Source organism: Streptomyces sp. NPDC111656, assembly GCF_055656965.1.
The window spans coordinates 389430-411848 of sequence record NZ_JBVKCA010000009.1; the positions used below are offsets into that span (position 1 = coordinate 389430).

A 22419-nucleotide genomic window follows, 5' to 3' on the forward strand; every position below is an offset into this window, starting at 1 on the left:
ATGGGCTCCCAACAGGCAAGACATAGCCGAAGGTCCATTACCCACTCGCGCGGTGGATCTTCGGCTGTATCTTCCAATGGATCTTCTGCTGATTTCTTCTCCGCCGTCTGTTATTGAGCCGGAATTCTCAGGTTGCCGGTCGGCAAGGCGCCGACCAGAGACCTCGCCGTGCTTGGCGGGAACCGCGCCGTTCCGGCTCAATATGCGTTATCCGGCGACCGTGTAGGAGCGCGCCCCCGTGCCGGCAAGCCCACCGCCGTCGACGATCAGGTACTCCGGACGGATGGGGCGCCCGTCGAACCAGCATTCCAGGATCTCCCGGGTGCCGGCGGCGTAGCGGGCCTGCGCCGAGAGGGTCGAACCGGACACGTGCGGCGTCATCGCCTCGTACGGCATGGTGCGCCAGGGATGGTCGGGCGGTGGCGGCTGCGGATACCAGACGTCACCGGCGTAACCGGCCAGTTGGCCGCTGTTGAGGGCCCGCACCACGGCGTCCCGGTCGACGATGAGCGCGCGTGCGGTGTTGACGATGTACGAACCGCGCTTCATGACGCCGATCATGTCGTCGTCGAAGAGGTTCTGCGTCTGCGGATGCAGCGGGGTGTGGATCGACAGCACGTCGACCGAGGAGGCCAGCGAGCGAGCGTCGGGATGCCAGGTCAGCCGTAGTTCCTCTTCGACCTCCTTGTGCAGCCGGTGCACGTCGCTGTAGTGCAGCGTGACGTCGAACGGCGCCAGGCGACGCAGTACCGCCTGGCCGATACGGCCGGAGCCGAGGACGCCGACGTCCATGCCTTCGAGGTCGTAGGCGCGCGAGACGCTGTCGGCGATGTTCCAGCCCTTCTTGGCGGTCACCCAGTCGTGGGCCGGCATGTAGTTGTGCACCAGGGTCAGGATCTGCATGACGGCGTGCTCGGACACGCTGATGCTGTTGCTGTAGGTCACCTCCGCCACCGTCATGCCGTGGGCAATGGCGCTCGGCAGGTCGACGTGGTCCGACCCGATCCCCGCCGTGATCGCGAGTTTGAGCCGGGGAGCGGAGGCGATCCGCTCGGGGGTCAGATAGGCGGGCCAGAAGGGCTGCGAGATCACCACGTCGGCGTCGGGCAGCTCGCGGTCCAGGGCGGAGTCCGGTGCTTCCTTGTCGCTGGTGACGACATAGGTATCGCCTCGGTCCTCCAGGAACCGCCGTAGTCCGAGTTCTCCCGAGACGCAGCCGAGAAGCTGCCCCGGAGTGAAATCTATGGTCTGTGGAGTCGGCGTTGTCTGACCGCCCGGATAGCCGGTGATGACCGGAATCTCGTCGCGGGCGTAGTCGGGAGGATAACCGCCCACGGGGTCGGGATAGAGCACCGCAAGGATCTTTGCCATGGCCGTCCTCCATCGGTGGGGCCTCCGCTCCGGCTGAACCGGTCGGGTACCGATGATCTTGAATTTTAGTTGAGCATGCCTTGGCGCTGCAATCCCCACGGATATGGTGGAGACGGACCAGTGGATAAGGATGCGGATATTAACGGGGCCTGCGCCAGGAGTTGGGCGACAGTGTGTACCGATCCGTGTTCTGTACGGAGGCTTCTGATGCGGGCGGACGAATCCGGGCCCGAGAGAGAATCCCGAGAGCCCACATACATCTCCGATGCCGAGCCCGAGCCGCGTGGCGAGCCCGAGACAGGAGGCGGACCCACGCCGTCACGGGAGCCGTTCCGCTCACGTCTGCGCAAGGGCGTCCTGGCGGCGGTCGCGTTCGGCGGCGTCCTGGGCGGGTCGGCCCGCTACGTACTGGGACTGGCGTTTCCCACGTCGCGGGGGACGTTTCCGTTGACGACGTTCGCCATCAACGTGTCCGGTGCGTTCCTGCTGGCGCTGCTGCTCGTGTATGTGCTCGAGATCTGGCCGCCGACCCGGTACGTGCGACCCTTCGCCGCCGTCGGGTTTCTCGGCGCCTTCACCACATTCTCGACATGGATGGTCGACACCGATCACCTTCTGGGTCACGGCCATTACGCAGTTGCGGCGTTCAACGTCTTCGGCAGTCTGTTCGCCGGACTGGCCGCCACCGCTCTGGGCCTGGCCATCGGCAGGATGGCCCTGGCCCGGCGAGTACGGCTCGCCGCGCGGCACAGCCGCGCCCGCAGGTACGGCTGGTGGGTCCGGTGATCATCCTGCTCGCCGTCGGTGCCGCGGCCGCGGTCGGGGCAGTCGCACGCTACGTGCTCGACCAGTACGTGCAGTACCGAAGCCCGGGCCTGTTCCCGCGCGGCACGTGGCTGATCAACATCACCGGTTCGTTCGTGCTGGGCGTGGTGCAGGGCCTCGGTGCACGGCACGGGCTGCCGGAGCAGGCCGTGGCCATTGTCGGCGTCGGCTTCTGCGGCGCATATACGACGTTCTCCACATTCAGTTACGAGTTGGTGCACCTGTACGAGAAGGGACAGGTCAGAAACTCCTTCCTGTACGGCGCTTCGAGCCTCGCGGTGGGTCTGTTGGCGGCAGCGGCGGGGCTCGCCATCGGGTCGTTCTGAGAAAGGGCGGGCACAGTCGTCGGGGACTTGACAGGTGGATCTACGCGACGTCTCCTTGAAGTTAGGAAACATGCTGTGGTGTACGCCTATCTGGGCACGCCGCACTCGCTCGGGTTGGCCAGCGTCCACCGAAATCCGGAGGCTGCTGATGGCAACCTACGAATATCTATGCAGCCGCTGTGGGTCCTTCGATGTGAAGTTGGAAATCGGGACGGCGCCCAAAGCTTACGGTTGCCCTGTTTGTGCAGGCGCTGCGAGGCGTGTGTATTCCTCGCCCGGTCTCGCGCTGACCCCGAACGCGGTCGCCGCCCTCCATGTCCGGGAGGAGCAGGCGCGTGAGGCCCCGGCAGTAGTCTCCCAAGTGCCGCCACGCAGAAGGGTGCCACGGCACCCGCACCCCGCACTCTCGCGGCTGCCGCGTCTCTGAGGGCGGTGGTCGACAAGGCAGAACGTCTCATGCGGGTTTCGACATCGGAACACGACGTCGTTCCCGCTGCGGTACGCGGAATGCGGAATCACGCGACGCGGGCCGTGAGCCGAGCCGTATGCCCGGCAGCTCATCGGCGGCCAGGGCGCCACGTGATTACGTCCCCCACGCGGACTTAGGAGGTGTGTCCCCGTGGGCAACGTGGGACTGCTCTTTGTCGGTGCTGTGCTGTTCTTGAACGGGCTGTTGCTGCTGGGGAGGGTTGACCCCAGGTCCGCGGCAGTATTCAACCTCTTCGTGGGCGCACTGCAGGTGTTGACGCCGACCTACCTCATCTTCACGGCCGGCGATGACCAACTGAAGATTCTGGCGGCATCCGGAATCTATCTGTTCGGATTCACCTACCTCTATGTAGGTATCGTCCTGCTCGCCGGAATCGACAACATCTGTGTCGGCTACTACTCCCTCTTCGTGGCGATCGTGGCCCTTGGGTATTCGTTCGTCAATTTCCACCTCTTCAAGGATTACCCGTTCGGAGTCATCTGGCTCTACTGGGCCTTCCTGTGGTTCCTGTTCTTCCTGCTGCTCGGGCTCAAGAAGACGGGGTTGTCCGACTATGTGGGCTGGGTGACGGCGATCGAGGGCTGGGTCACGGGTGTCATTCCCGCGGCGCTGCTGCTTTCCGGTTACTGGAAGCACACCACGGAGATCGCCATCGCCCTCGGAGCCTTCGGTGTCGTCGTGTTCGCGGCGCTGTGGCCGCTCACCAGGAAACCGCGGCAGTCGGCCCCGACGGAATCGGCCGGAAGTACAGGCGCAACGTCCTGACCGGATCAAAGATGAGAGGCTGTCATGCCTGAAGTCGTATTCAGTGTGGACCAGAGCAAGTCGATGCGTGACCAGGACGTTCCCGGACACAACAGGTGGCATCCGGACGTCCCCACGGTCGCCATGATGCGGCCGGGATCGGAGTTCCGAATCGAGTGCCGCGACTGGACCGACTGCCAGGTCGGCAACAACGACACCGCCAACGACGTACGCGACATCGACCTGACCATCCCTCACATGCTCAGCGGCCCGATAGGCGTGGAAGGTGCCGAACCCGGCGACCTGCTCGTCGTCGACATCCTCGACCTCGGCCCCGTGCCGCAGCAGACCGGGGACTCGGCAGGACAGGGCTGGGGCTACACCGGCATCTTCGCCAAGGCCAACGGCGGAGGCTTCCTGACCGACTACTTCCCGGACGCCTACAAGGCGGTATGGGACTTCCACGGACAGCAGGCCGTATCCCGCCACCTTCCCGGGATCCGCTTCACCGGAATCACCCACCCCGGGCTGTTCGGAACCGCCCCGTCCACCGAGATGCTCGCCCGCTGGAACGCCCGCGAGCAGGCGCTGATCGACACGGACCCCAACCGGGTCCCGCCCCTCGCCGTACCTCCGGACGGCACCAACGCACTCGCCGGTACGGCCACCGGAGACCTCGCCAAGCGCATCGGCGCGGAAGGCGCACGCACGGTGCCGGCCCGCGAGAACGGAGGCAACCACGACATCAAGAACTTCACCCGGGGATCGAGGGTCTTCTACCCCGTGCACGTCAAGGACGCGAAGCTCTCCGGAGGCGACCTGCACTTCAGCCAGGGCGACGGAGAGATCACCTTCTGCGGCGCCATCGAGATGGGCGGCTTCATAGACTTCCACGTCGACCTGATCAAGGGCGGCATGGAGACCTATGGCATCTCCACCAACCCCGTTTTCATCCCCGGCAACGTCGAGCCGAGGTACACGGAGTTCCTCACCTTCATCGGGATCTCCGTCGACCACGACACGGACACGAACTACTACCTGGACGCGACGCTGGCCTACCGCCGGGCCTGCCTCAACGCCGTCGAGTACTTCAAGAAGTTCGGCTACAGCGGAGAGCAGGCCTACCTGCTGCTCGGCTCCTCCCCCATAGAGGGACGCATCAGCGGCATCGTCGACATCCCCAACGCCTGCTGCTCGCTGTACGTACCCACCGCCATGTTCGACTTCGACGTCCTGCCGACCGCCGCCGGCCCGATGAAGGCCGACCGCGGCGAGTGCGCGCTGTCGACAGCCTGAGCCGGACGAGGAGGTATGTGCCCTCACGCGAGAGCCGACCTGCCGATCGACACATCAGGGGCGTCACCGAAACCTTCGGTGACGCCCCGGCCGCACCCGCCCCACCGGTATGACGCCGCCGCCGACCATGGCCGACTTCAGCTGGTTCCGCCGCCTACGCGCACCGCCGCGCGGGCCGAGCCCACCAGCGCGGCGTCCCCCGCGGGGTCGGCAGGCTTCACCGCACGAGTACGCCGTGCGCCGGCCGTCCAGCCTCCGGTCACGAGACCGGTGGACAGCGCGGGGGCGACTATGTCCCAGGAGCGGGCCATGGAGCCTCCGACGACCAGGGCGGTCGCGCCGAAGTCCAGCAGGCGCGGGCCCAGTACGACGCCCAGTCCGGTGAAGACGTCGTCAAGCACCCGTTGAGCCCGTGCCTCCCCGGCTCTGGCTCGTCCGGCGATGTCGTGTACATCAGCGGCGGGGTCGCCGTAGCGGGCGAGGATCGCCCGGCGTGAGACGGTGTCCTCCAGCGGCCGGTCATCGATCTCGGTGAGGTCCATCCGCCCCTCGAGTGGTACGCCGGGACCGCTGTCGCAGATGCGGCCGTCGGCGAGAAATGCCGAGCCGACACCGGTGCCGAGCGTGATGCCCACGGCGCGGCGGTGCCCGCGGACGGTGCCCGTGGACCATTCGCCGGTCAGGAAGGCGTGGGCGTCGTTGAGGAACACGACGTCGCCGGGACGCTGCCGCAGTCCGTCGAGGAGTGCTGCGCGCAGGTCCATCCCGTACAGGGCGTCGAATTTGCCCACGCCCTTGAAGAGGGCAACTCCCCTCGCGTAGTCGAACGGCCCTGGCACCGCCACGCCCCACCGCGCACCAGGAGGTACCGGTAGGCCGTCGGCGCAGTGTCGGACGACGCCGAGGATGTCTTCGGCATCGCCGTCCGCGTCGAGCGGCTTGCGCGTGCGGCTGGTGACACGTCCGTCGCGCAGGTCGACGAGCGCCGCGGTGACATGGGTGCCGCCGATCTCCAGGACAGGAATCAACGGACGAATGCCTTCACGACACGCACCGGGCCGCCACCGGACGCTCGCAGGGTGTAGCGGCCGACCGCGGCCGGCACGGTGAGTGTCTCCGCGTAGGCGAGTTCGTGCCGGTCTCCGGCCGCCGTGTGCACGGTGACGCCTTCCCCTTCGACCACGTTCAGGATGTGGAACCGGCCCTGTGCGTCGTCGGCGGCCTCGGCCCCGGCGTCGAGCACGAAGCGTCTGACCTCGTAGAACATCTCGGCCAGTTCGCCGATGACCTCCTCCCGCCAGCCGGTACCCTCGCGCAGGGTGCGCGGTTGCTGAACCAGGTCACGGGCGACGGCCGTACCGCGTCGGCCGGTCTCCAGGTTGGCGAACCCGTGCTCGTAGGGCAGGGGGCGCGGGTTGCCGTCGGCGCCGGGCCGCAGCCAGTCGTAGAACCGCAGGCTGTAGAGGTACGGGGTGGCGCTGATCTCCAGCACGAGGTTGCCCGCGCCGCTGGCGTGTGGGGTGCCCGCCGGGATCATGAACAACTGGCCCTGCTCGGCGGGGAAGGCCAGGACGTGGTCCTCGGGGTCCATGGGGACTCCGTCGGTGATGGCCCGCTCCACCTCCTTGCGGAAGACGTCGACGTCGGCGTCCTCGCGCAGGCCGAGGTACACCTTGGTGTCGTCGCTGCCGAGGGTCAGGTAGTACGTCTCGTGCTGGGTGTACGCCCAGCCGAAACGCTCGCGCATGTACGACTCCTTGGGGTGGCAGTGCACGGAGAGGCTGCCGCCGCCGACGGTGTCCAGGTAGTCGAAGCGGATCGGGAAGGACGTACCGAAGCGGGCGTGCACCTCTGCCCCCAGCACGCTCGACGGTTCCAGCACGCACAGGAGTTGGAACGGCACCTCGGCCTGGGACTCCGGTCCGGTGCCGATGAGGATGCCGGCCTCGGGCGCGATCAGTTCGTAACCGAGTGCCGTGTTGCGGGAGTCGGGGTTGAAGCCGAGCTCGCGCTGTGCCCAATGGCCGCCCCAGGGAGTGGAGTTGAAGTACGGGCGGGTGCGGACGGGCTTGCGGGCCAGCGCGGCGTACGTGGCGCGCAGGCCTGCTCCGTCGATCCACGCCGGGTGGTCGGGGCTCTGCATGTCGAGCCAGGCATCGAGGCGGTGTGCGAGCGAGTCGCGGTGCTGGTCGATCATCGGCCAGTCGATGTAGAACAGCCGCCTGAAGTCGGGCCTCTCGTCGGGCAGACCGAGGTTGGTGCCCGCATCACCCGCGCCGACGGCGGCCTCCGCGTAGCGCTTGGGCACATCGGCATACCAGAGCACGTCGTGATCCACGAGGGCGGCGCCGGGCCCGTAGACGAGGAGCAGTCCCTCCGCCGGCGGTGCGGATACCGGGAGGGTCTCGAAGAGGTCGTCGAGAGGGTTGTCGGCGAGCTTGCGGAAGTAGGGGTCGTCGGCGTCCGCCGGTCGTTCGGTACGGCTTCTGACGAGCGCCGGCGGTGCGTAGTGGCTCCGGATGTCGAGCAGGGTGACGGGGGTGCCGCGCTCGGTCAGCTCATGTGCGAGGCGATCGGCGAGGAGGGACCAGTCGACGGACGGGGGCCCCTCGATGGCCACCGCTGCGGAGCCGTAGGGGAGTTGGGAGGTGACGGCCTGCCAACCCGTGTGGAGGGCGGCCTGCGGGGCGGGGGCGTAGCGCGGATCGAGCCGGTACACGCGGTCTCCTTTCGCGGCCAGGGTGCCGCTCATTCCTTGCTCGATCCGGCGAGCATCCCGGACACCAGCGTGCGCTGCGAGAAGACGAAGAGCACCAGCACGGGCAGGATGGCGATGATGACGGCCAGGGCGAGTTCGGGGATGGTGATGTTCAATCCGGCGCCGGCGACGGGGTTGAACGACGGTGTGGAGGTGAGCAGTTGGTTCAGACCCACCTGGACGGGGAACTGCTCGCTGTTCGGCAGCACGAGATAGGGCAGGAAGAAGTTGTTCCAGTTGCCGACGAAGCTGAAGAACGCGACCAGTCCGACGACCGGCTTGGCGAGCGGGAGCGCGATGCGGGAGAAGAGCTGCCACTCCGTGCAGCCGTCGATGCGCGCGGCGGACAGCAGGTCCCTGGGGAGGCTGCTCCCGAAGTAGATGTAGACCAGGTACACGCCGAACGGATAGAAGGAGAAGGGGAGGATCAACGACCAGACGGTGCCGATGAGATGGAAGCGGTTGAGCTCCAGGAAGATCGGCAGCACCAGGGTGGCCTGCGGCATGATCATGGTGACCAGGGTGATCACGAGGAGTGTCTTGCGTCCCCGGAACCTCGTCAGCGCCAGCGCGTAGCCGGCCGGAACACTGACGGCCAGCGTCAGGACGAGTGAACCGCCCGAGTAGATGGCCGAGTTGAGCAGCCACCTCGACATGGCGCCGTCCTGGAAGGCGAACAAGTGCCGCCAGGCCGTGCCGATGTGATGGAACGAACCGAAGGAGAGCGGGTTGTCCCGCACGACTTCGCCTGCGGTCTTCGACGGGGCCAGCAGCAGCCAGATCACCGGCAGCACGAAGAACACAAGGAGAAAGGCCAGGAGGAGGCCGACTACCAGGAAGGGAAGGCTCCTTGACGGGCGGGCGCGTCGCCCCACGGCCGTCAGGAAGGGAGTCGTCTGTGTCATTTCTCGTCCAACTTGAACAGGTTCGAGCGGGCGACCAGAAGCCCGGCGGCGAGGAGACCCACGGCGAGGAGGACGACGGAGATCGCGGCGGCGCCGTTGAAGTCGCCCTGCTGGAAGGCGTAGACGTAGGCGAGTTGGTTCGGCGACCAGGTGGGACTCACCCTGCCGAGGCTGGCGGTCTGGAGGAGTTGGGGCTCCACGAACAGCTGGGTGCCCGTCGCGAAGGCCATGATCGTCATGTAGACGATCCACTGCCGGATCATCGGGATCTGGATGTGCCAGGCGGTGCGCCACGGGCCCGCGCCGTCCATGCGGGCCGCTTCCAGCACCTCGTCGGGGATGTTGTTCAACGCCCCGTACATCACGACCATCCAGCCGCCGGCGCCGGTCCAGAAGGCGATCAGCATGAGGATCAGCGGCAGGTTGCCGGGCGCCAGGACGGCGGCAAACGTCTTGAACCCCATCGCGGTGAGCAGCCTCGACACCGGGCTGACGTCGGGGTCCAGCATGAACAGCCAGACCAGGACGCTCGCCACTCCGGCGAGGGCGCCGGGGATGTAGAAGAGGAAGCGGAAGAGCGCCGAGGTGCCCGGACGTACGCGGCTGCGCAGGACCACGGCGGTCAGCACGACCAGGACGACGAGGGTCACCAGCCACATGACCAGGTAGATCAGCATGTGGGTGAAGGCCGGGGCGAAGCGGTAGTCCTGGACGACCTTCACGAACTGGTTGAGCCCGGTGAACTGGCCCCGGTCGTTGGTGAGCGACAGGTAGAACGCGTACCCGGTGGGGAAGACGCCGAACGCGAGCAGCAGCAGCGCGTACCCGGCGACGAAGAAACAGCCCGCGCGACCGCGGCCCGTGCGCCGCGGCGTGGTGCCGTGGCGTACGGGGGAGACGGCGACGCGCTCGGTCTCCAGCAAGGTCACTGATCGACCACCTTGTAGCCCTGGGTCTTGGCCTCGCCGACGATCTCCTGCTGCCAGGCCGGCAGCGTCTCGGTCAGGCTCTTTCCGGCGGTCAGCGCCGGGAGGACGACGCTGGACCAGGCGGTGGAGTCCGAGAACTTGGTGTTCGACCAGCCGGTCCACACCGCGTTCGCGGCTTGCTCGAACGGCCCGCTCACATCATTGGCGAAGTAGTCCTTGTTCGCCGGGTTCGCCAGCCATGCCTTCGCGGCCTGTGTGTACGCCGGGTAGGTGGGCGCCGTGGCCTGGTTCTCGTCGGAGGTGGTCAGCCAAGTGACCAGATCCGAGGACGCCTTGAGGTTCGCGCTGTGCGAGGACACCATCCACACACCGCCGCCGACGTTGCCCGTGGCGGTCGTGCTCTCTCCCTCCCAGGCGAGCGGGGGTGCCGCGGCGATCTGCTTGGCCGGAGTCTTGAAGCCGGCCTTGAACAGGTACTGGCCGTACCACGAAGGGCCGTACGCCATCAGGACCTTGCTGCCGCTGTCCTTGGCGAAGCCCTGGCTGAAGAAGCCCTGCGTGGCGACGGCCTTGGCGCTGATCAGGTTGTCCAGCAGCGTTGCCATCCCGGGTGCACTTCGGGTCCTGGAGGTCCGTGCGCAGAGTGTCGGGCTTCACCAGGTTGAACGCGGGGCACTGGCCCGACCAGAAGTACGACTCATGGGAGTTGGTGTCGCCGACCGAGCCGACCAGATAGCCCGGGTGCTCCTTGGCGACCTTCTTGCCGAGGGCCTCGTACTCCTGCCATGTCGTGGGGGCCTGGTAACCCCACTTGTCCATAAGGGACTTGTTGTACCAGAGGAGGACCTGCGCGATGTCATTGCGCATGCAGTAGGTGTGGCCGCCGAACTGGCAGGGCGTCAGGGAACCCCTGGCGAATCCGTCCAGGGTGCTCTGCGGTACGAGCTTCTCGTCCAGGGGCGCGGCGAACGGCCGCGCGCCTGGCTTGGTCGCCTCCGACGCCCAGGTCACGTCGGTCGGATTGCCGAACACCACGTCCGGCCAGCCGCTGCCGGTCCGGTCGAACAGCTGCACCTTCGACTGCAGATACGTTGATCCGTCGGCGCCGCCGTCGTACGTGACGATCTTCATCTTCACGTCGGGGTGCGACTTCTGGTAGGCCTGCACCGACGGCAGCCTGGTCGAGTCGGCCCACACCGTGATCTGTGAACCCTCCTTCTGCGTGACCGGCTTGAACGCCGACGTGCCGGAGGAGGAAGGGGTGGTGGTGTCGGCGCTGGCGCAACCGGCCAGGGCGGCCGCGGTGGCCAGGGACAGCGTGATGGCCGCCGCGCGGAGCAGCGAGTGCCGCCGGCCGGTTCTCGGAGATCGGGAAGACTCCATCGTCTTGCCTTGCCTTTCTGTTCTCGCGCCGCTCAGCGCGGTTGCTCGACGAACGGCAGGAGTTGGCTGCCGTAGCCGAAATCGAGGGGAAGGGCGATGCCGGGCCCCACGGGGGCGTGCACCAGGCCCTGGTCGTCCACATGGCGCTCTCGGACGACGTTCACCGAGGTCACCAGGGACTCGTAGTAGGTGGTGTTGGCGATGGCCATGCACAGGTGGTGGTTGGGGATGTCCGAACCGTGCACCTCGGCCCGCAGCCGGTAGGCGTCGGCGAGATGCGCGGTCCGCATGGCGCCGGTGATGCCGCCCCGGAGGGTGGTGCCGGCCCGGACACCGAAGGTGGCGGCACCGGCCCGGATGAAGTCCGCCGCGTTCATGTGCGCCCCGTCGGAGGTCTCCGCCACCAGCAGCGGTACGTCGACGGTCTCGGCGAGCCGCTGGTAGGCCGAGATGCTGAACTCGCGGATCGGCTCCTCGTACCAGAGGTAGTCGGCCTCGGAGAGCGCCCGCCCCAGCCGGATCGCGTCCGGCAGGTCGAAGCCCGCCGAACCGTCGTACATGAGCGGGACGTCCGGACCGACGTGCTCGCGCAGGGCCAGGCACAGTTCCGCGTCACGGCGTGCGTCGCCCCAGGCGTGCAGTTTGATACCGCGATACCCCAGGGCCAGACACTGGTCCGCCACGTCGAGGAACTCCGCGACGCTGGAGAACGTCGAGGTGGAGGCGTAGGCGGGGATGGCGTCCCGGAAGCCGCCGAGCAGACGCCAGACCGGTTCGCCGTAGTAGCGGCCGGCCAGGTCCCACAGGGCGATGTCGATCAACCCCAGGGTGGGGAGCGGGAGTTCGTGGATACGGTCCAGCTCCCACACCCGGTGCCACAGCCATTCCCGCTGGAACGGGTCGGCTCCGACCAGTTCCGCGCGGAAGACCCGGTCCACCAGGTCCCGCAGGACGAGGTGGGCGCCAGGGCGGGCGAACAGCGCGACGCCCTCGGCCCCCTCGTCCGTCCCGATGTGCAGGACCGCGCCGTCGCCCACCGGAGCGCTGCCGCTCAGCCCGTCGCGCCAGCGGAAGGGCGGACTGGCTGCCGGAACATCGATCCGGTGTACTTCGACATGGGTGATCTTCATCCTGGCTTTCGTCTTCTGTAGGGAGATCTGCGGGGAGAAAGGTTTCGGCTCGGAAGCGGAGTACTCGGCAGCGGGGTGCTCAGAAGCCGCCGTACGCCTGGAGCGCGTAGATGCTGCCGCCGTTGCCGCTGGAACCGGTGACGGTCAGACGCAGGTAGCGCGCGGTGACGGGGGTGTCGACGAAGGAGTAGACGGTCGACGACGAGGTGGCGGCGGAGGTGTGGTCCTCGAACAGGGACCAGGTCGTGCCGTCGGTGGAGTACTCCAGGCGGTACTTGTAGCCGCCGGACAACTCGAAGGTGGTCACCACGCTGGAGACGCTGGTGTCCTTGCCCAGGTCGACCCGGATCCAGGACGGATCGGGCAGGCCCGCGCCCTGCGCCCAGCGGGTGGAGGGATTCCCGTCGACCGCCTTCTCCGGCGCGTGGTCCGCGTCGTACGCCGACGAGGCGATGACCGGCTTGTTCAGGGCCAGGTCGTTGTCGGCCGGTGTGGTGACGACGGCCGCCTTGCTCGGGTCGGAAGTGTTCAGCGCCTCGTCGCGCGCCACGACGGTGAAGGAGTACTGCGTGCCGGCGGTCAGACCGGAGACCCGCAGCGTCGTGGCGTCGGTGACACCGATCCGCTTGCCGTCCTGGTGGACGACGTAACTGGTCACGCCGGTGTCATCGGTGGCCGCGGACCAACTGACATCCACCAGGCCGGGCAGCAGCGGCTTGACCGTGGGCTGTCCGGGTGCCGTGGGGGCCGTGTGGTCCGTGACGGTGCTGGGAGTGCCGTAGACCTGGAAGTCGTAGATGCTGCCGCCGTTCCAGCTGGATCCGGTGACGGTCAGCCGCACGAAGCGGCCCGCGACCGGATCGTCCGTGTGGGCGTAGTCGGCCGCCGCCGTGGTGTTCACGGCGGTGCGGTCCGCGAGTGTCTTCCAGCGGACCTCGTCGGGTGACACCTCGATGCGGTACTTGTACCCGCTGGCCTTCTCGAAGGTCGTGATCGCGCCGTTCACGTCGTACGAGGCACCGAGATCGACCTGGATCCAGGACGGGTCCGGCAGGCCCAGGCCCTGGGCCCAGCGCGTGGACAGGTCTCCGTCCACCGCCCTTTCCGGTGTGTTGGCCTCCGAGTACGACGACGCGGTGATGGTCTTCTTGAGGGCGAGGTCCGTGCCCGAGGGCATGGTGACGCGCAGGGTCGGGCCGGCGGCGGACTCGTTGCCGGCGGCGTCACGGGCGGTGATCTTGAAGGCGTACGTCGTCCCGGCCGTCAGACCCGGAAGGCGCACCGAGGTCTTGCCGGTGGCGCTGATGAGCTTGCCGTCGCGGTAGACGGAGTAGCCCGTGACCGCGATGTCGTCGGTGGATGCCGCCCAGGTGAGGTCTGCCACCGTTGGAAAATCGGTGACTGCGGTCGGAGTGCCGGGCCTGCTGGGCGCCTGGTGGTCGGGGACGTCGGGGCCCGGGTCGAGGTGGCGGTAACTCGGCTGGAGGCCTGCGTTGTTGACGACGGAAGCCGGCAGCTGGCCGCAGGAACCCACGGTGGTGTTGCCGCTGATGGTGCTGCCCGTGCTGTTGGCCTGGGCGGAGTAGGCGGGCTGGGTGGTGAAGTTGCCGGTGGCGTCGATGTCCATGCCGTGGTTGAGGAACAGCCACTGGTAGGCGACGTCGCACAGAGCGTTGCCGGTGTTCGTCCAGTACCGGCTGCCTTCGTCGTGGTAGATCGCGCCGTAGGCGGGCGACGGTATGCCGTGGATGTAGTTGCCGGACACCACGCCGCCGGGGTCGGTGCTGAGTGTGTAGATGGCACCGCCGTCGGCCTGCGACTTCATGATGTCGTAGATCTCGTTGTCCGTGACCAAGGTGTCGCGGCTGGTCGTGGGGGTGTCCCAGACCGGTACGCCCAGATTCCCCGGGTAGTTGCTGTTGCCGCCCTGGTCGGTGAGGCCCCAGCCCCAGCCGACGGAGATGCCGGTGTAGGGAAGGTCGTAGACCTTGTTGTGGGTGATCACGGTGTGGTCGGTGTAGCCGGCCAGGATGCCGATGGAGCCGTTGTACTGGTCGGCGACCTTGGTGACCACGTTGTTGTCGACCCTGGTGTCCCTGGTGATGTCCCGGGAGTCGTCGGGGTGGGCGTCGATCACCGCGACCCCGCCGATCTGGATGCCGGTGGCGGCGATCTGGCGGAAGACGTTGCCCGTGATGTCGGAGCCCTGGGTACCGGTGTTCAGGTTGAGTCCGACCGCGCCGAGACGGGTGAAGGTGTTGCCCTCGAAGCCGATGCCGTGGCCGTAGCTGACATTGACGGCGCCGGGCGTCTTCTGCCACTTCAGGCGGGTCGCGTCGAAGTCGGGGTCGTTGCCGACCATCCGGAAGCCGGCCTGACCCTCGATGAGGCCTTCGGAGGAGCTGGGCGCGAGCCAGGTGGAGTAGGAGAAGGTGATGCCTCGGAAGGACACGTTGCTGACCGGGTCGGTCCTGGTGCCGTTGATGTCCACCAGGTCCTGGACGAGCGGCACGGTGACGGTCGCGGTGGACAGGTTCTGGCCGGCCTTGGGCATGTAGTAGATCTCGCCCTCGCCCTTGTCCAGGTACCACTCACCGGGCGTGTCCAGCAGTTCGTGGGCGTTCTCCAGCCAGGTCGGGTTCTGGATCTCCTGGCCCTGCTGGAGATGGGCGTTGTGCCAGCAGGGCTGCTGCACGGTCATCTTGTTGTCGGCGATCGACTGCACGGGGCAGCGCATCAGCTTCCAGCCCCAGGAGCTGACGACCTCCAGGTCCGAGGGACGCTTGTAGGTGTTGAGGCCGGTGTCGGTGAAGGTGTAGCCGGTGGACGTCTTGCTGAAGCCGGAGGGGTTCTTGGCGCTGCGCGCCCGGGTCTCCAATTCGCCGTCCACATAGAGCTGGCGGGTGTCGATGTCGCCCACCTTGGCTTTGTAGACCCGCCCTGCTCCGTCGGCCGGAACCCAGCCGGTGATTTGCTCGCCTCCGCTGATCACCGGCTGTGCGCCGGGGGCGGCCTCATAGACGATCTTGTGTCCGTCGCGGCCGGAGTCCCGGGCGGTCAGGGCGAACGTACGGCTGAGCCGGTAGGTACCGGACATGAGCCGGACATGGATGTCGCCTTTGGCGGTCTGCCTGACGTCGCGCACGTAGTCCCGCGCGTGGTCGAGCGTCCTGAAAGGGTGTGCGGCGCTACCTGAGCCCACGTCCCGGCCGGTCGGAGAGACATGGACATCGACGTCCGGCGGTGGGGGAGCCGCCTGGGCCGGTACGGCAGTCAGCAGGGCTGCCGCTGCGGCCACCGAGAAGGCGGCCGTGAAACTTCTTCGCAGCGGCGCGAAGACGCCCCTGCGCGCAGACGGATGAGACACACGTATCCAATCGCCTGAGGGAGGTTGATACCTGGGAGTCCCGGTCGTCCACCGGGACTTCAGGGCGTCGGGCGGCTCGACCGCTGTGCCGCGGCACATGCGGGGTCGGCCGGTTCACGAGACTGCTGCTTGCGCGGACGGCGGTGGAGCCCCGGTGCTGCCGCTCCGCTAAGGCCCCGGAGGTCCCTCGGGGGCCGCGTGAGCGCCGGGACTGAACAGCCGGTCGCGGATCTTCTTCTCGAACTGGCTCTGTGTGGTGGCGATGTGTTCCACCATCAGCCGCTCGGCGAGATCGGCCGCCCCCGCGGCGACCGCCTCCGCTATGGCCACATGCTGACCTGCGGCGACTTCCAGCGATCCGGGCACGTCACCGTGGAAGAGCAGCACGTCGGACTGGGACGCCAAGCGCCTCACACCGGCGACACTCGACCTCAGGAACACGTTGTGCGAGGCGGCGCCCACCGCGTCGTGGAAGGCCGCGTCAGCCTTGGCGAAGGTGTCCACGTCGTTCATCGTGGCCGCTGTCAGGGTGCTCTCCGCGCTCTCCCGTATGGCCCGGACCTCGATCGGGGTGGCGTGGGAGGCGGCACGGCGTGCCGTCTCCGACTCGATCACCTTGCGGTAGTCCAGGAGCATGCGGACGTCTTCCATGCTGGTCGGCAGGAAGTGCGAGAGTTCGTCGTCCAGTAGCCCGCCGACCGAGGCGGCGACGAAGATGCCGGCGCCTCGCCGCACATTGAGTCGGCCGATGGCGGCCAGGACCTTCACGGCCTCCCGGGTGACGTTGCGGGTTGCTCCCAGGATCTGGGCCAGGCCCTGTTCGGTGGGGAGGCGGTCGCCGGGCCGCAGGTTCTCCTGGGCGATGTAGTTCAGCAGTTGTTCCGCAACCAGTTCGTACCCTGGACGGTAGGGACGTGACGTCGCCTCATCTTCCCTGCCAGGAACCTGTGTTGAGTCGCCCAAGGCGAACCCCCTCTTGCGCCACGGATTAATCTGATTCATTGACGGTGGCCAATATGGCACTGCCGCCTGCGCGTTGGGAAGAGATCAGCCAGACCTCCGGCAGAAGCCCTGCGGAGCTCCCATCAAAACGGACGAAACTATGCACGCCTGTAGTGGTGTTGCGCAGAATGGATCCCATCCTTAAGGTCCTGCCTGCCAGATGAAGCAGATCCTTATGAAGCAGATCCTTCCTCCTGCGGTACGCGATGCCGGGCGACTCCCGCACGCGACGCCCAGGGGACAAGGGCACCACTGACCGGATGTTCGGGGTGCACGACTGATCCGGTACTTGGCTGACCGATGAGCGCTACCTGTACGAAGGAGACATCGTGGAAGTGGGAATCGGCGGCGGCCACCAGCGCCAGACATCCGGGCAGGCCTGACATGGGTACGTTCGACGGACTCAGTGCCCTGGTCACCGGCGGTGCCTCGGGCATCGGCCTGGCCAGCGCCCGGCTGCTCGCCGCCCAGGGAGCGCGCGTCGCCGTGCTCGATCGGGCCGAAGCGGCGCCTGAGGGCTTCGCCGTCCACGTCCGGGCCGACATCGGCGACGATCCCTCGGTCGTGACGGCCGTGGAGCAAGCCGTCTCAGCCCTCGGCGGGCTGGACATCCTGGTCAACAGCGCCGGGATCGGTGCGCAGGGCGGTATCGAGGACAACACCGACGACGAGTGGCACCGGGTTCTGGACATCAACGTCCTCGGGCTTGTGCGTGTCACCCGGGCCGCACTGCCGTCACTGCGCGCATCGGCCCACGCGGCGATCGTCAACATCAGCTCGATCGCTGCGGCAGCCGGCCTGCCGCAGCGGGCGCTGTACTCGGCCAGCAAGGGCGCGGTGCTCTCCCTGACCCGGGCGATGGCCGCCGATCTGCTGCCCGAGAGAATCCGGGTCAACGCCGTCAGTCCCGGCACCGCCGACACACCGTGGGTCAACCGACTCCTCGACCGGGCGGACGACCCGGCGGCGGAGCACGCGGCGCTGGCCGCACGGCAGCCGCACGGCCGTCTGGTCAGTGCTGACGAGGTCGCCGCAGCGGTCGCCTATCTGGCTTCGCCCGGCGCCGCATCGACCACGGGCACCGCCCTGGCCGTGGACGGCGGTATGGACGGGCTGCGGCTGCGGAAGGAGGGCTGATGACAGCACAGCGCTTCGCCACCGTGATTCGACTGCGTCCGGAGAAGGAGGCGGAGTACCGCGCACTCCACTCCGCCGTCTGGCCGGACGTCCTGGCAGCCCTCAGGCGCGCCAACATCGGTAACTACTCCATTTTCCTGCGGGACGGCCTGCTGTTCAGCTACCTCGAGTACACGGGCACCGACTACGCCGCCGACACCGCGGCGATCGCCGCCGACCCGGTCTCGCGCGAGTGGTGGGCGCTGACGGACCCGTGCCAGCGGCCCCTGGACACCGCGGCCGGGGGACAGTGGTGGGCCCCCGCGGAGGAGATCTTCCACCTTGACTGAGAGCTCACGTACGCCGGAGCCGTCCGCGGGCCGCACCCCACGCGCCGGCCGCTGCGAGGAGGGCGCCCCCGCGCCGCGCTCCTCGCAGCGGGTGCGTGCGCCTTTCCCTCGCCAGTCGTTCTCGACGCTCAAGGACCGAACCGTGCGTATCGATGCTCATCACCACCTGTGGGATCTGTCAGTTCGCGATCAGCCGTGGACCGGCGACGTGCCTGCGCTGCGCCGGACCTTCACCGCCGCTGAACTGAGGCCGGCGCTCGAGCGGAACGCGATCGACGCCACCGTCGTCGTACAGACCCTCGCCGTGCCGGGGGAGACACCGGAACTGCTGGCCCTGACGTGTACGGACCCGCATGTACGGGCGGTCGTGGGCTGGACCGACCTGACCGACCCCGGCATCGCCGACCGCCTCACGGAACTGCGGGAGCAACCCGGAGGATCCGCGCTCGTCGGTATCCGGCACGGCATCCAGGACGAGACCGACCCGGAGTGGCCGGCGCGCCCCGAGGTCCGCCGCGGCATCACGTCGGTCGCGGCAGCGGGCCTCGTCTACGACCTTCTCGTCCGCCCCGACCAATTGCCTTCCGCGGTGCGGGCCGTGCGCGAATTGCCCGACGTCCGGTTCGTGCTGGATCACGCCGGCAATCCTGTCGTGAGTCCGGACGGCCTCGTCTCCTGGACCGCGCTGCTGACCGATCTGGCCGAGTGCCCGAATGCGACGGTGAAGCTGTCCGGCCTGGTCACCCGGACCGGCGGGGCCTCGGCTGCGGCTCTGCGCCCCTACGCGGACGTACTGTTCGAGACGATGGGACCGGACCGCCTCATGTACGGTTCGGACTGGCCGGTCTGCCTGCTCGCCGCCGAGTACGACGAGGTGGTGGCCGTCGCCGCATCCCTCACCGACGATCTCAGCGGCGACGAACGGGAAGCGGTCTTCGGGACAACGGCCGCGCGCTGGTACGGAATCCCCGCGTGAAGGCCCGCCCACTCGGTCGTACGAGCGTCCGTGTCAACACGCTGGGATTCGGTGCCGCCCCCCTCGGCAATCTCTACAGCCCGATCGACGACTGCCAGGCACAGGCCACCCTCGAAGCCGCCTGGGACATGGGGGTGCGCTACTACGACACCGCCCCGCACTACGGCCTCGGACTGTCCGAACGGCGGCTCGGCGACGCCCTCGCGCACCGTCCACGGACGGAGTTCACCCTCTCCACCAAGGTCGGCCGACTGCTGGAACCCCACCCGGCACCCACCGGATCCGATCTGACGGCAGGAGGCTTCGCCGTACCCGACACGCTGGTCCGCCGCCCCGACTACTCACGCGACGGCGTACTGCGAAGTCTGGAAGGCAGCCTGAATCGCCTACGACTGGACCATGTGGACATCGTCTACGTCCATGATCCCGACGAGCACCTGGACGCCGCCCTCGACCACGCCCTGCCCACGTTGATGGCGCTGCGCGACCAAGGCGTCATCGGTGCCGTCGGGGTCGGCATGAACACGGTCGCCCCGCTGCTGCGCATCGTCGCAGAGGCGGAGGTCGACGCCGTGATGGTGGCCGGGCGGTGGACCCTTCTCGACCGCACCGCTCGCCCCTTGCTGGACGCGTGCGCCGAACGTGGGGTCGCGGTGGTGGCCGCCGCCCCGTTCAACTCCGGTCTGCTCAGCCGTCCTCACCCCGCGAGTGACGCCACCTTCGACTACGGCCCTGCCTCGGAATCGGCACTGCGTCGTGCTCGGCTCCTTGCCGGGGTGTCCGGTCGACACGGCACCGCACTTCCCCACGCCGCCCTGCGGTTTCCGCTGCGCGACCCCTGCGTGGCCTGCGTGGTCGCGGGTTTCCGTACCCCTGAGGAGGTCGTGTCCGCCGCCCGCTGGGCCGCCACGGATCTGACCGAGGAAGCATGGCTGGACCTCGACACCGCAGCCGCACAGGCGGCAGAAGACCCGCCCTCGTAACCGCGGCTGACACACCATGACCCGCACACATGTGACGCTGCGCATGGAGGCATCGACTCTCTCCGTCGTCGGCGGTCGCCCGCTACGGTGAGGTGCCCGGCTGCGGCTCGATCAAGGTGCCTGACAGCGAGTGCAACCGGGTCTGGCTGGGACAGTGCCCGCATGGCGGCCATCCCCAGGTCGATCTGATGACCCGGGGCGAGACCGGCACCCGGGCCGTGATCGGAGCGGTCTTCGGCCGTCACCGACGCCCTGGCCGCGGCCGAGCGGTGCCGCGAGACATCCATCGACGAGGTTGCTGCGGTACTGGATCTCGCGGAGGCCCTGTCGAAGGGCGCGCATCAGGTGGTCAGCGCCGGGTCGGTGAATGCAGTGTTGGCCTGGCTGCTGCGTCGCAGCAGTGACCAGATGCCCTCGACGGGGTTGAGGTCTGGTGCGTAGGCCGGCAGGAAGTAGCAGGTGATCCAGTCATGGGTTTCGATAAACTCCCGCAGCCGGGCGTCCTTGTGCACGTTCAAGTTGTCCCAGACGAGCACGATCGGCGCGCCGAGCTGTTGGTGGGCTGCAGTCAGCAGGTCGCGGTAATCGGTCCAGGTGAAACTGCGTCTGCCGCCCCGCTTGTGATCGACGTGCCGCTTGGGCCGGTAGATCAGCGGTGAGCGCTCGCCTTCCTTGTAGCAGGCCAGAGCGGCGATGGAGAAGCGGCGCTGGGAGCGTCCTCGAACCCGGATGACGGGTGTGTGTCCGCGCCTGGCCCAAGTACGGACGGTGGGCGGCGTCATCGAGAACCCGGCCTCGTCTTCGAAGCAGAGCCAGCCCCCGAGCGCCGCCACGGCGTTTCCACCTGGGACCAGGTCTCCTTCACCCAGCCGGTGACGGCTTCCTCCTTGCGCTCTACCGCGCGGCGTGCCGGGACCTGGTGGCTGAAGCCATGCCGGTGCAGCGTCCGCGCAATCGCCGACAACGTCATGCTCTTGTGGAACCGGCGCCCGATCAGCGTCTTGATCCGCGCCAGCGTCCAGGTCTGGTCCGGCCAGCCGTGCACGACCGGCCCCTTGGCCAACTCCTGCTCGAGCACCTCAAACAGTGCCTCACTCAGCTTGGGCCTGGACGCCGACCCCTTCGACTCCAAGGCTGACGTCCCGCCCTGCTCCCATACCAGGCGCCATCGTTGCACCGACCGCACGCTGACACGTAACTGCTTGGCGACCAGGGAATTGTCGTCTCCCAGGGCGAATAACTCGGCCGCCTGCATCCGAATATGCTCGCGAAACGTCCGCCGCTCCGCGGTCAGCCCGCCCCCTTGCGGATACCTCATATGACCGGCTTACTGCGACAGCCACCACTTGTCAGCCCCCGCGACATCACGCCGACGAGGTCAGTAACGGGGGCTTCACCTCATTGCCAGTCCAACGGCCCCATCACTCCGGCAAGTTGGAAAACGCTCATGGTGACATCAGGTTCGACACACCAAGAGATGTGCGACACCTCAACATGCGAGCCCACCAGTCCCGAGGCAGGGAACGCCGCACCGAACTTCACGACACCTTCGTCTCCCTGGGCTGCGACCTCATCTGCTGGAGACGCCTCAACAAACACCGATCATGATCGTGTGACGAGCTCTACGCGAGGTAATTCCTCAGAGGTTGTCTCACGTGGCAAGTTTCGCGAGCTTCTTATAGCAGGTCAGGGCGGCGGCCATGGCCAGGCCTCGGCTCTGCCAGTCGTCGCGGACCACGTACGGGATCTTGAGACCACGAGCAGCCCATGGCAGGCTCATGCCGCATGATCGATGAATTCGCGAAAGGCAACCTGCACGAGAGACTGCGGCGGGACCGCGAGGCGCTGCTCTGGAAACTCGACGGCTTGTCCGAATACGACGCCCGCCGACCTTTGACAGCGACCGGGACCAACCTCCTCGGCCTGGTCAAACACGTGGCCACCGTCGAGGCCAGGTACTTCGGCGAGGTCTTCGACCGCCCTTCCCCGGAACCGCTGCCCCGATGGCAGGACTACAACGGCAGCGATCTGTGGGCGACCGAGGACGAGACCCGCCATCAGATCATCGGGTTCTACCGGCGCACGTGGGAACACTCGGACGCGACGATCGACGAGCTTCCCCTCGACGCCCCCGGCCACGTGCCGTGGTGGCCGGAGCCCTATCTCAACACGAACCTGTTCGCCGTCATGGTCCATGTCCTCGGCGAGTCCAACCGGCATGCCGGGCACGCCGATATCCTGCGCGAGGGCCTCGACGGCCGGACCGGGGTGCGCCCCGAACACGAGGAGCAGATCGACGAGGAAGCCCGCGCAGCCTACTGCGCGAAGATCGAGCAGGCCGCCAGGTCGGCCGCACCAATCAAGGCTTAGAGGCAATGCCGTTGCTTTACGGGTCTGGAGGTTGGGGTCGCTTGATGCGGATGGCTTGGGTGCCGGCGTGGGTGGGCTGGGGCCATGTGTAGTGCTCA

General features: G+C 67.6%; 19 protein-coding genes and 2 pseudogenes. 10 read left to right on the forward strand and 11 right to left on the reverse strand.

From position 1 onward, the window contains the following. Window positions 1-207: 207 nt before the first annotated feature. A complete protein-coding gene (locus tag ACZ7M3_RS27515; RefSeq protein WP_472066425.1) occupies window positions 208-1371 on the reverse strand; it encodes an NAD-dependent formate dehydrogenase in 1164 nt (387 codons plus the stop codon). A gap of 207 nt (window positions 1372-1578) precedes the next feature. On the opposite strand from ACZ7M3_RS27515, the gene ACZ7M3_RS27520 reads away from it, so the two are divergent. The 5 genes from ACZ7M3_RS27520 (at window position 1579) to fmdA (ending at window position 5052) form a co-directional block, all read left to right on the forward strand. Continuing rightward, the gene (locus ACZ7M3_RS27520) at window positions 1579-2157 is read left to right on the forward strand and encodes a fluoride efflux transporter FluC (RefSeq protein WP_472066427.1); all 579 of its coding nucleotides are present in this window, start codon (window positions 1579-1581) and stop codon (window positions 2155-2157) included. Then, the gene (gene crcB / locus ACZ7M3_RS27525) at window positions 2154-2522 is read left to right on the forward strand and encodes a fluoride efflux transporter CrcB (protein ID WP_472066429.1); all 369 of its coding nucleotides are present in this window, start codon (window positions 2154-2156) and stop codon (window positions 2520-2522) included. The genes ACZ7M3_RS27520 and crcB overlap by 4 nt, the downstream gene beginning before the upstream one ends. A 148-nt stretch (window positions 2523-2670) precedes the next feature. Continuing rightward, the gene (locus ACZ7M3_RS27530; protein WP_358734270.1) at window positions 2671-2949 is read left to right on the forward strand and encodes an FmdB family zinc ribbon protein; all 279 of its coding nucleotides are present in this window, start codon (window positions 2671-2673) and stop codon (window positions 2947-2949) included. A gap of 192 nt (window positions 2950-3141) precedes the next feature. Further along, window positions 3142-3777 (forward strand): AmiS/UreI family transporter, encoded by a 636-nt coding sequence (locus tag ACZ7M3_RS27535; RefSeq protein ID WP_472066431.1) that lies wholly within the window; start codon window positions 3142-3144, stop codon window positions 3775-3777. A gap of 24 nt (window positions 3778-3801) precedes the next feature. Then, window positions 3802-5052 carry a formamidase gene (gene fmdA / locus ACZ7M3_RS27540; protein WP_452972455.1) on the forward strand — a complete coding sequence of 417 codons (1251 nt, stop codon included), beginning with the start codon at window positions 3802-3804 and terminating at the stop codon, window positions 5050-5052. Between the two features lie 137 nt (window positions 5053-5189). On the opposite strand, the gene ACZ7M3_RS27545 is transcribed toward fmdA, so the two are convergent. The 8 genes and pseudogenes from ACZ7M3_RS27545 to ACZ7M3_RS27580 all read right to left on the reverse strand — a co-directional run bounded on the left by ACZ7M3_RS27545 (window position 5190) and on the right by ACZ7M3_RS27580 (window position 16487). Next, window positions 5190-6080 carry an ROK family protein gene (locus ACZ7M3_RS27545; protein WP_472066433.1) on the reverse strand — a complete coding sequence of 297 codons (891 nt, stop codon included), beginning with the start codon at window positions 6078-6080 and terminating at the stop codon, window positions 5190-5192. Continuing rightward, complete coding sequence (locus tag ACZ7M3_RS27550; protein ID WP_472066481.1) at window positions 6077-7771, reverse strand: class I mannose-6-phosphate isomerase; 1695 nt, start codon at window positions 7769-7771, stop codon at window positions 6077-6079. Before ACZ7M3_RS27550 ends, ACZ7M3_RS27545 begins: the two co-directional genes overlap by 4 nt. 29 nt (window positions 7772-7800) lie before the next feature. Beyond that, window positions 7801-8715, reverse strand: a complete 915-nt coding sequence (locus tag ACZ7M3_RS27555) for a carbohydrate ABC transporter permease (protein WP_472066435.1) — start codon at window positions 8713-8715, stop codon at window positions 7801-7803. Next, window positions 8712-9644 carry a carbohydrate ABC transporter permease gene (locus ACZ7M3_RS27560; protein WP_472066437.1) on the reverse strand — a complete coding sequence of 311 codons (933 nt, stop codon included), beginning with the start codon at window positions 9642-9644 and terminating at the stop codon, window positions 8712-8714. Before ACZ7M3_RS27560 ends, ACZ7M3_RS27555 begins: the two co-directional genes overlap by 4 nt. Continuing rightward, window positions 9641-11027: pseudogene (locus ACZ7M3_RS27565) on the reverse strand (ABC transporter substrate-binding protein). The gene ACZ7M3_RS27560 and the pseudogene ACZ7M3_RS27565 overlap by 4 nt, the downstream one beginning before the upstream one ends. A gap of 32 nt (window positions 11028-11059) precedes the next feature. Then, window positions 11060-12157 (reverse strand): enolase C-terminal domain-like protein, encoded by a 1098-nt coding sequence (locus tag ACZ7M3_RS27570; protein WP_472066439.1) that lies wholly within the window; start codon window positions 12155-12157, stop codon window positions 11060-11062. 79 nt (window positions 12158-12236) lie between these two features. Continuing rightward, window positions 12237-15524 (reverse strand): discoidin domain-containing protein, encoded by a 3288-nt coding sequence (locus ACZ7M3_RS27575; RefSeq protein ID WP_472066441.1) that lies wholly within the window; start codon window positions 15522-15524, stop codon window positions 12237-12239. Window positions 15525-15692: 168 nt separating this feature from the next. Then, on the reverse strand, window positions 15693-16487 hold the full coding sequence (locus tag ACZ7M3_RS27580; RefSeq protein ID WP_472066443.1) for a FadR/GntR family transcriptional regulator: 795 nt from the start codon (window positions 16485-16487) through the stop codon (window positions 15693-15695). A 423-nt stretch (window positions 16488-16910) separates the two neighbouring features. On the opposite strand from ACZ7M3_RS27580, the gene ACZ7M3_RS27585 reads away from it, so the two are divergent. The 4 genes from ACZ7M3_RS27585 (at window position 16911) to ACZ7M3_RS27600 (ending at window position 19951) form a co-directional block, all read left to right on the forward strand. Continuing rightward, on the forward strand, window positions 16911-17663 hold the full coding sequence (locus ACZ7M3_RS27585) for an SDR family NAD(P)-dependent oxidoreductase (protein ID WP_472066445.1): 753 nt from the start codon (window positions 16911-16913) through the stop codon (window positions 17661-17663). Further along, the gene (locus tag ACZ7M3_RS27590; protein WP_472066447.1) at window positions 17663-17992 is read left to right on the forward strand and encodes an L-rhamnose mutarotase; all 330 of its coding nucleotides are present in this window, start codon (window positions 17663-17665) and stop codon (window positions 17990-17992) included. The genes ACZ7M3_RS27585 and ACZ7M3_RS27590 overlap by 1 nt, the downstream gene beginning before the upstream one ends. 142 nt (window positions 17993-18134) lie before the next feature. After that, window positions 18135-18968 (forward strand): amidohydrolase family protein, encoded by an 834-nt coding sequence (locus ACZ7M3_RS27595; protein WP_472066483.1) that lies wholly within the window; start codon window positions 18135-18137, stop codon window positions 18966-18968. Continuing rightward, a complete protein-coding gene (locus tag ACZ7M3_RS27600) occupies window positions 18965-19951 on the forward strand; it encodes an aldo/keto reductase (protein ID WP_472066449.1) in 987 nt (328 codons plus the stop codon). The genes ACZ7M3_RS27595 and ACZ7M3_RS27600 overlap by 4 nt, the downstream gene beginning before the upstream one ends. 270 nt (window positions 19952-20221) lie before the next feature. Here ACZ7M3_RS27600 and ACZ7M3_RS27605 read toward each other — a convergent pair. Both ACZ7M3_RS27605 and ACZ7M3_RS27610 read right to left on the reverse strand, forming a co-directional pair. Continuing rightward, window positions 20222-21269 (reverse strand): annotated as a pseudogene (locus tag ACZ7M3_RS27605) (IS630 family transposase); the annotation flags it as partial. Between the two features lie 333 nt (window positions 21270-21602). After that, on the reverse strand, window positions 21603-21731 hold the full coding sequence (locus ACZ7M3_RS27610; protein ID WP_267000239.1) for a hypothetical protein: 129 nt from the start codon (window positions 21729-21731) through the stop codon (window positions 21603-21605). Between the two features lie 5 nt (window positions 21732-21736). Here ACZ7M3_RS27610 and ACZ7M3_RS27615 point away from each other — a divergent pair, with 5 nt between their 5' ends. After that, a complete protein-coding gene (locus ACZ7M3_RS27615) occupies window positions 21737-22321 on the forward strand; it encodes a DinB family protein (protein ID WP_472066451.1) in 585 nt (194 codons plus the stop codon). The last annotated feature ends 98 nt before the right edge of the window (window positions 22322-22419 follow it).

What these genes read in the sequence shown, in the direction of transcription:
- ACZ7M3_RS27515 (WP_472066425.1), bottom strand. Translation starts at nt 1,371, where the DNA reads ATGGCAAAGATCCTTGCGGTGCTCTATCCCGACCCCGTGGGCGGTTAT.
- ACZ7M3_RS27520 (WP_472066427.1), top strand. Translation starts at nt 1,579, where the DNA reads ATGCGGGCGGACGAATCCGGGCCCGAGAGAGAATCCCGAGAGCCCACA.
- ACZ7M3_RS27530 (WP_358734270.1), top strand. Translation starts at nt 2,671, where the DNA reads ATGGCAACCTACGAATATCTATGCAGCCGCTGTGGGTCCTTCGATGTG.
- fmdA (WP_452972455.1), top strand. Translation starts at nt 3,802, where the DNA reads ATGCCTGAAGTCGTATTCAGTGTGGACCAGAGCAAGTCGATGCGTGAC.
- ACZ7M3_RS27555 (WP_472066435.1), bottom strand. Translation starts at nt 8,715, where the DNA reads ATGACACAGACGACTCCCTTCCTGACGGCCGTGGGGCGACGCGCCCGC.
- ACZ7M3_RS27570 (WP_472066439.1), bottom strand. Translation starts at nt 12,157, where the DNA reads ATGAAGATCACCCATGTCGAAGTACACCGGATCGATGTTCCGGCAGCC.
- ACZ7M3_RS27585 (WP_472066445.1), top strand. Translation starts at nt 16,911, where the DNA reads ATGGGTACGTTCGACGGACTCAGTGCCCTGGTCACCGGCGGTGCCTCG.
- ACZ7M3_RS27590 (WP_472066447.1), top strand. Translation starts at nt 17,663, where the DNA reads ATGACAGCACAGCGCTTCGCCACCGTGATTCGACTGCGTCCGGAGAAG.
- ACZ7M3_RS27610 (WP_267000239.1), bottom strand. Translation starts at nt 21,731, where the DNA reads ATGAGCCTGCCATGGGCTGCTCGTGGTCTCAAGATCCCGTACGTGGTC.
- ACZ7M3_RS27615 (WP_472066451.1), top strand. Translation starts at nt 21,737, where the DNA reads ATGATCGATGAATTCGCGAAAGGCAACCTGCACGAGAGACTGCGGCGG.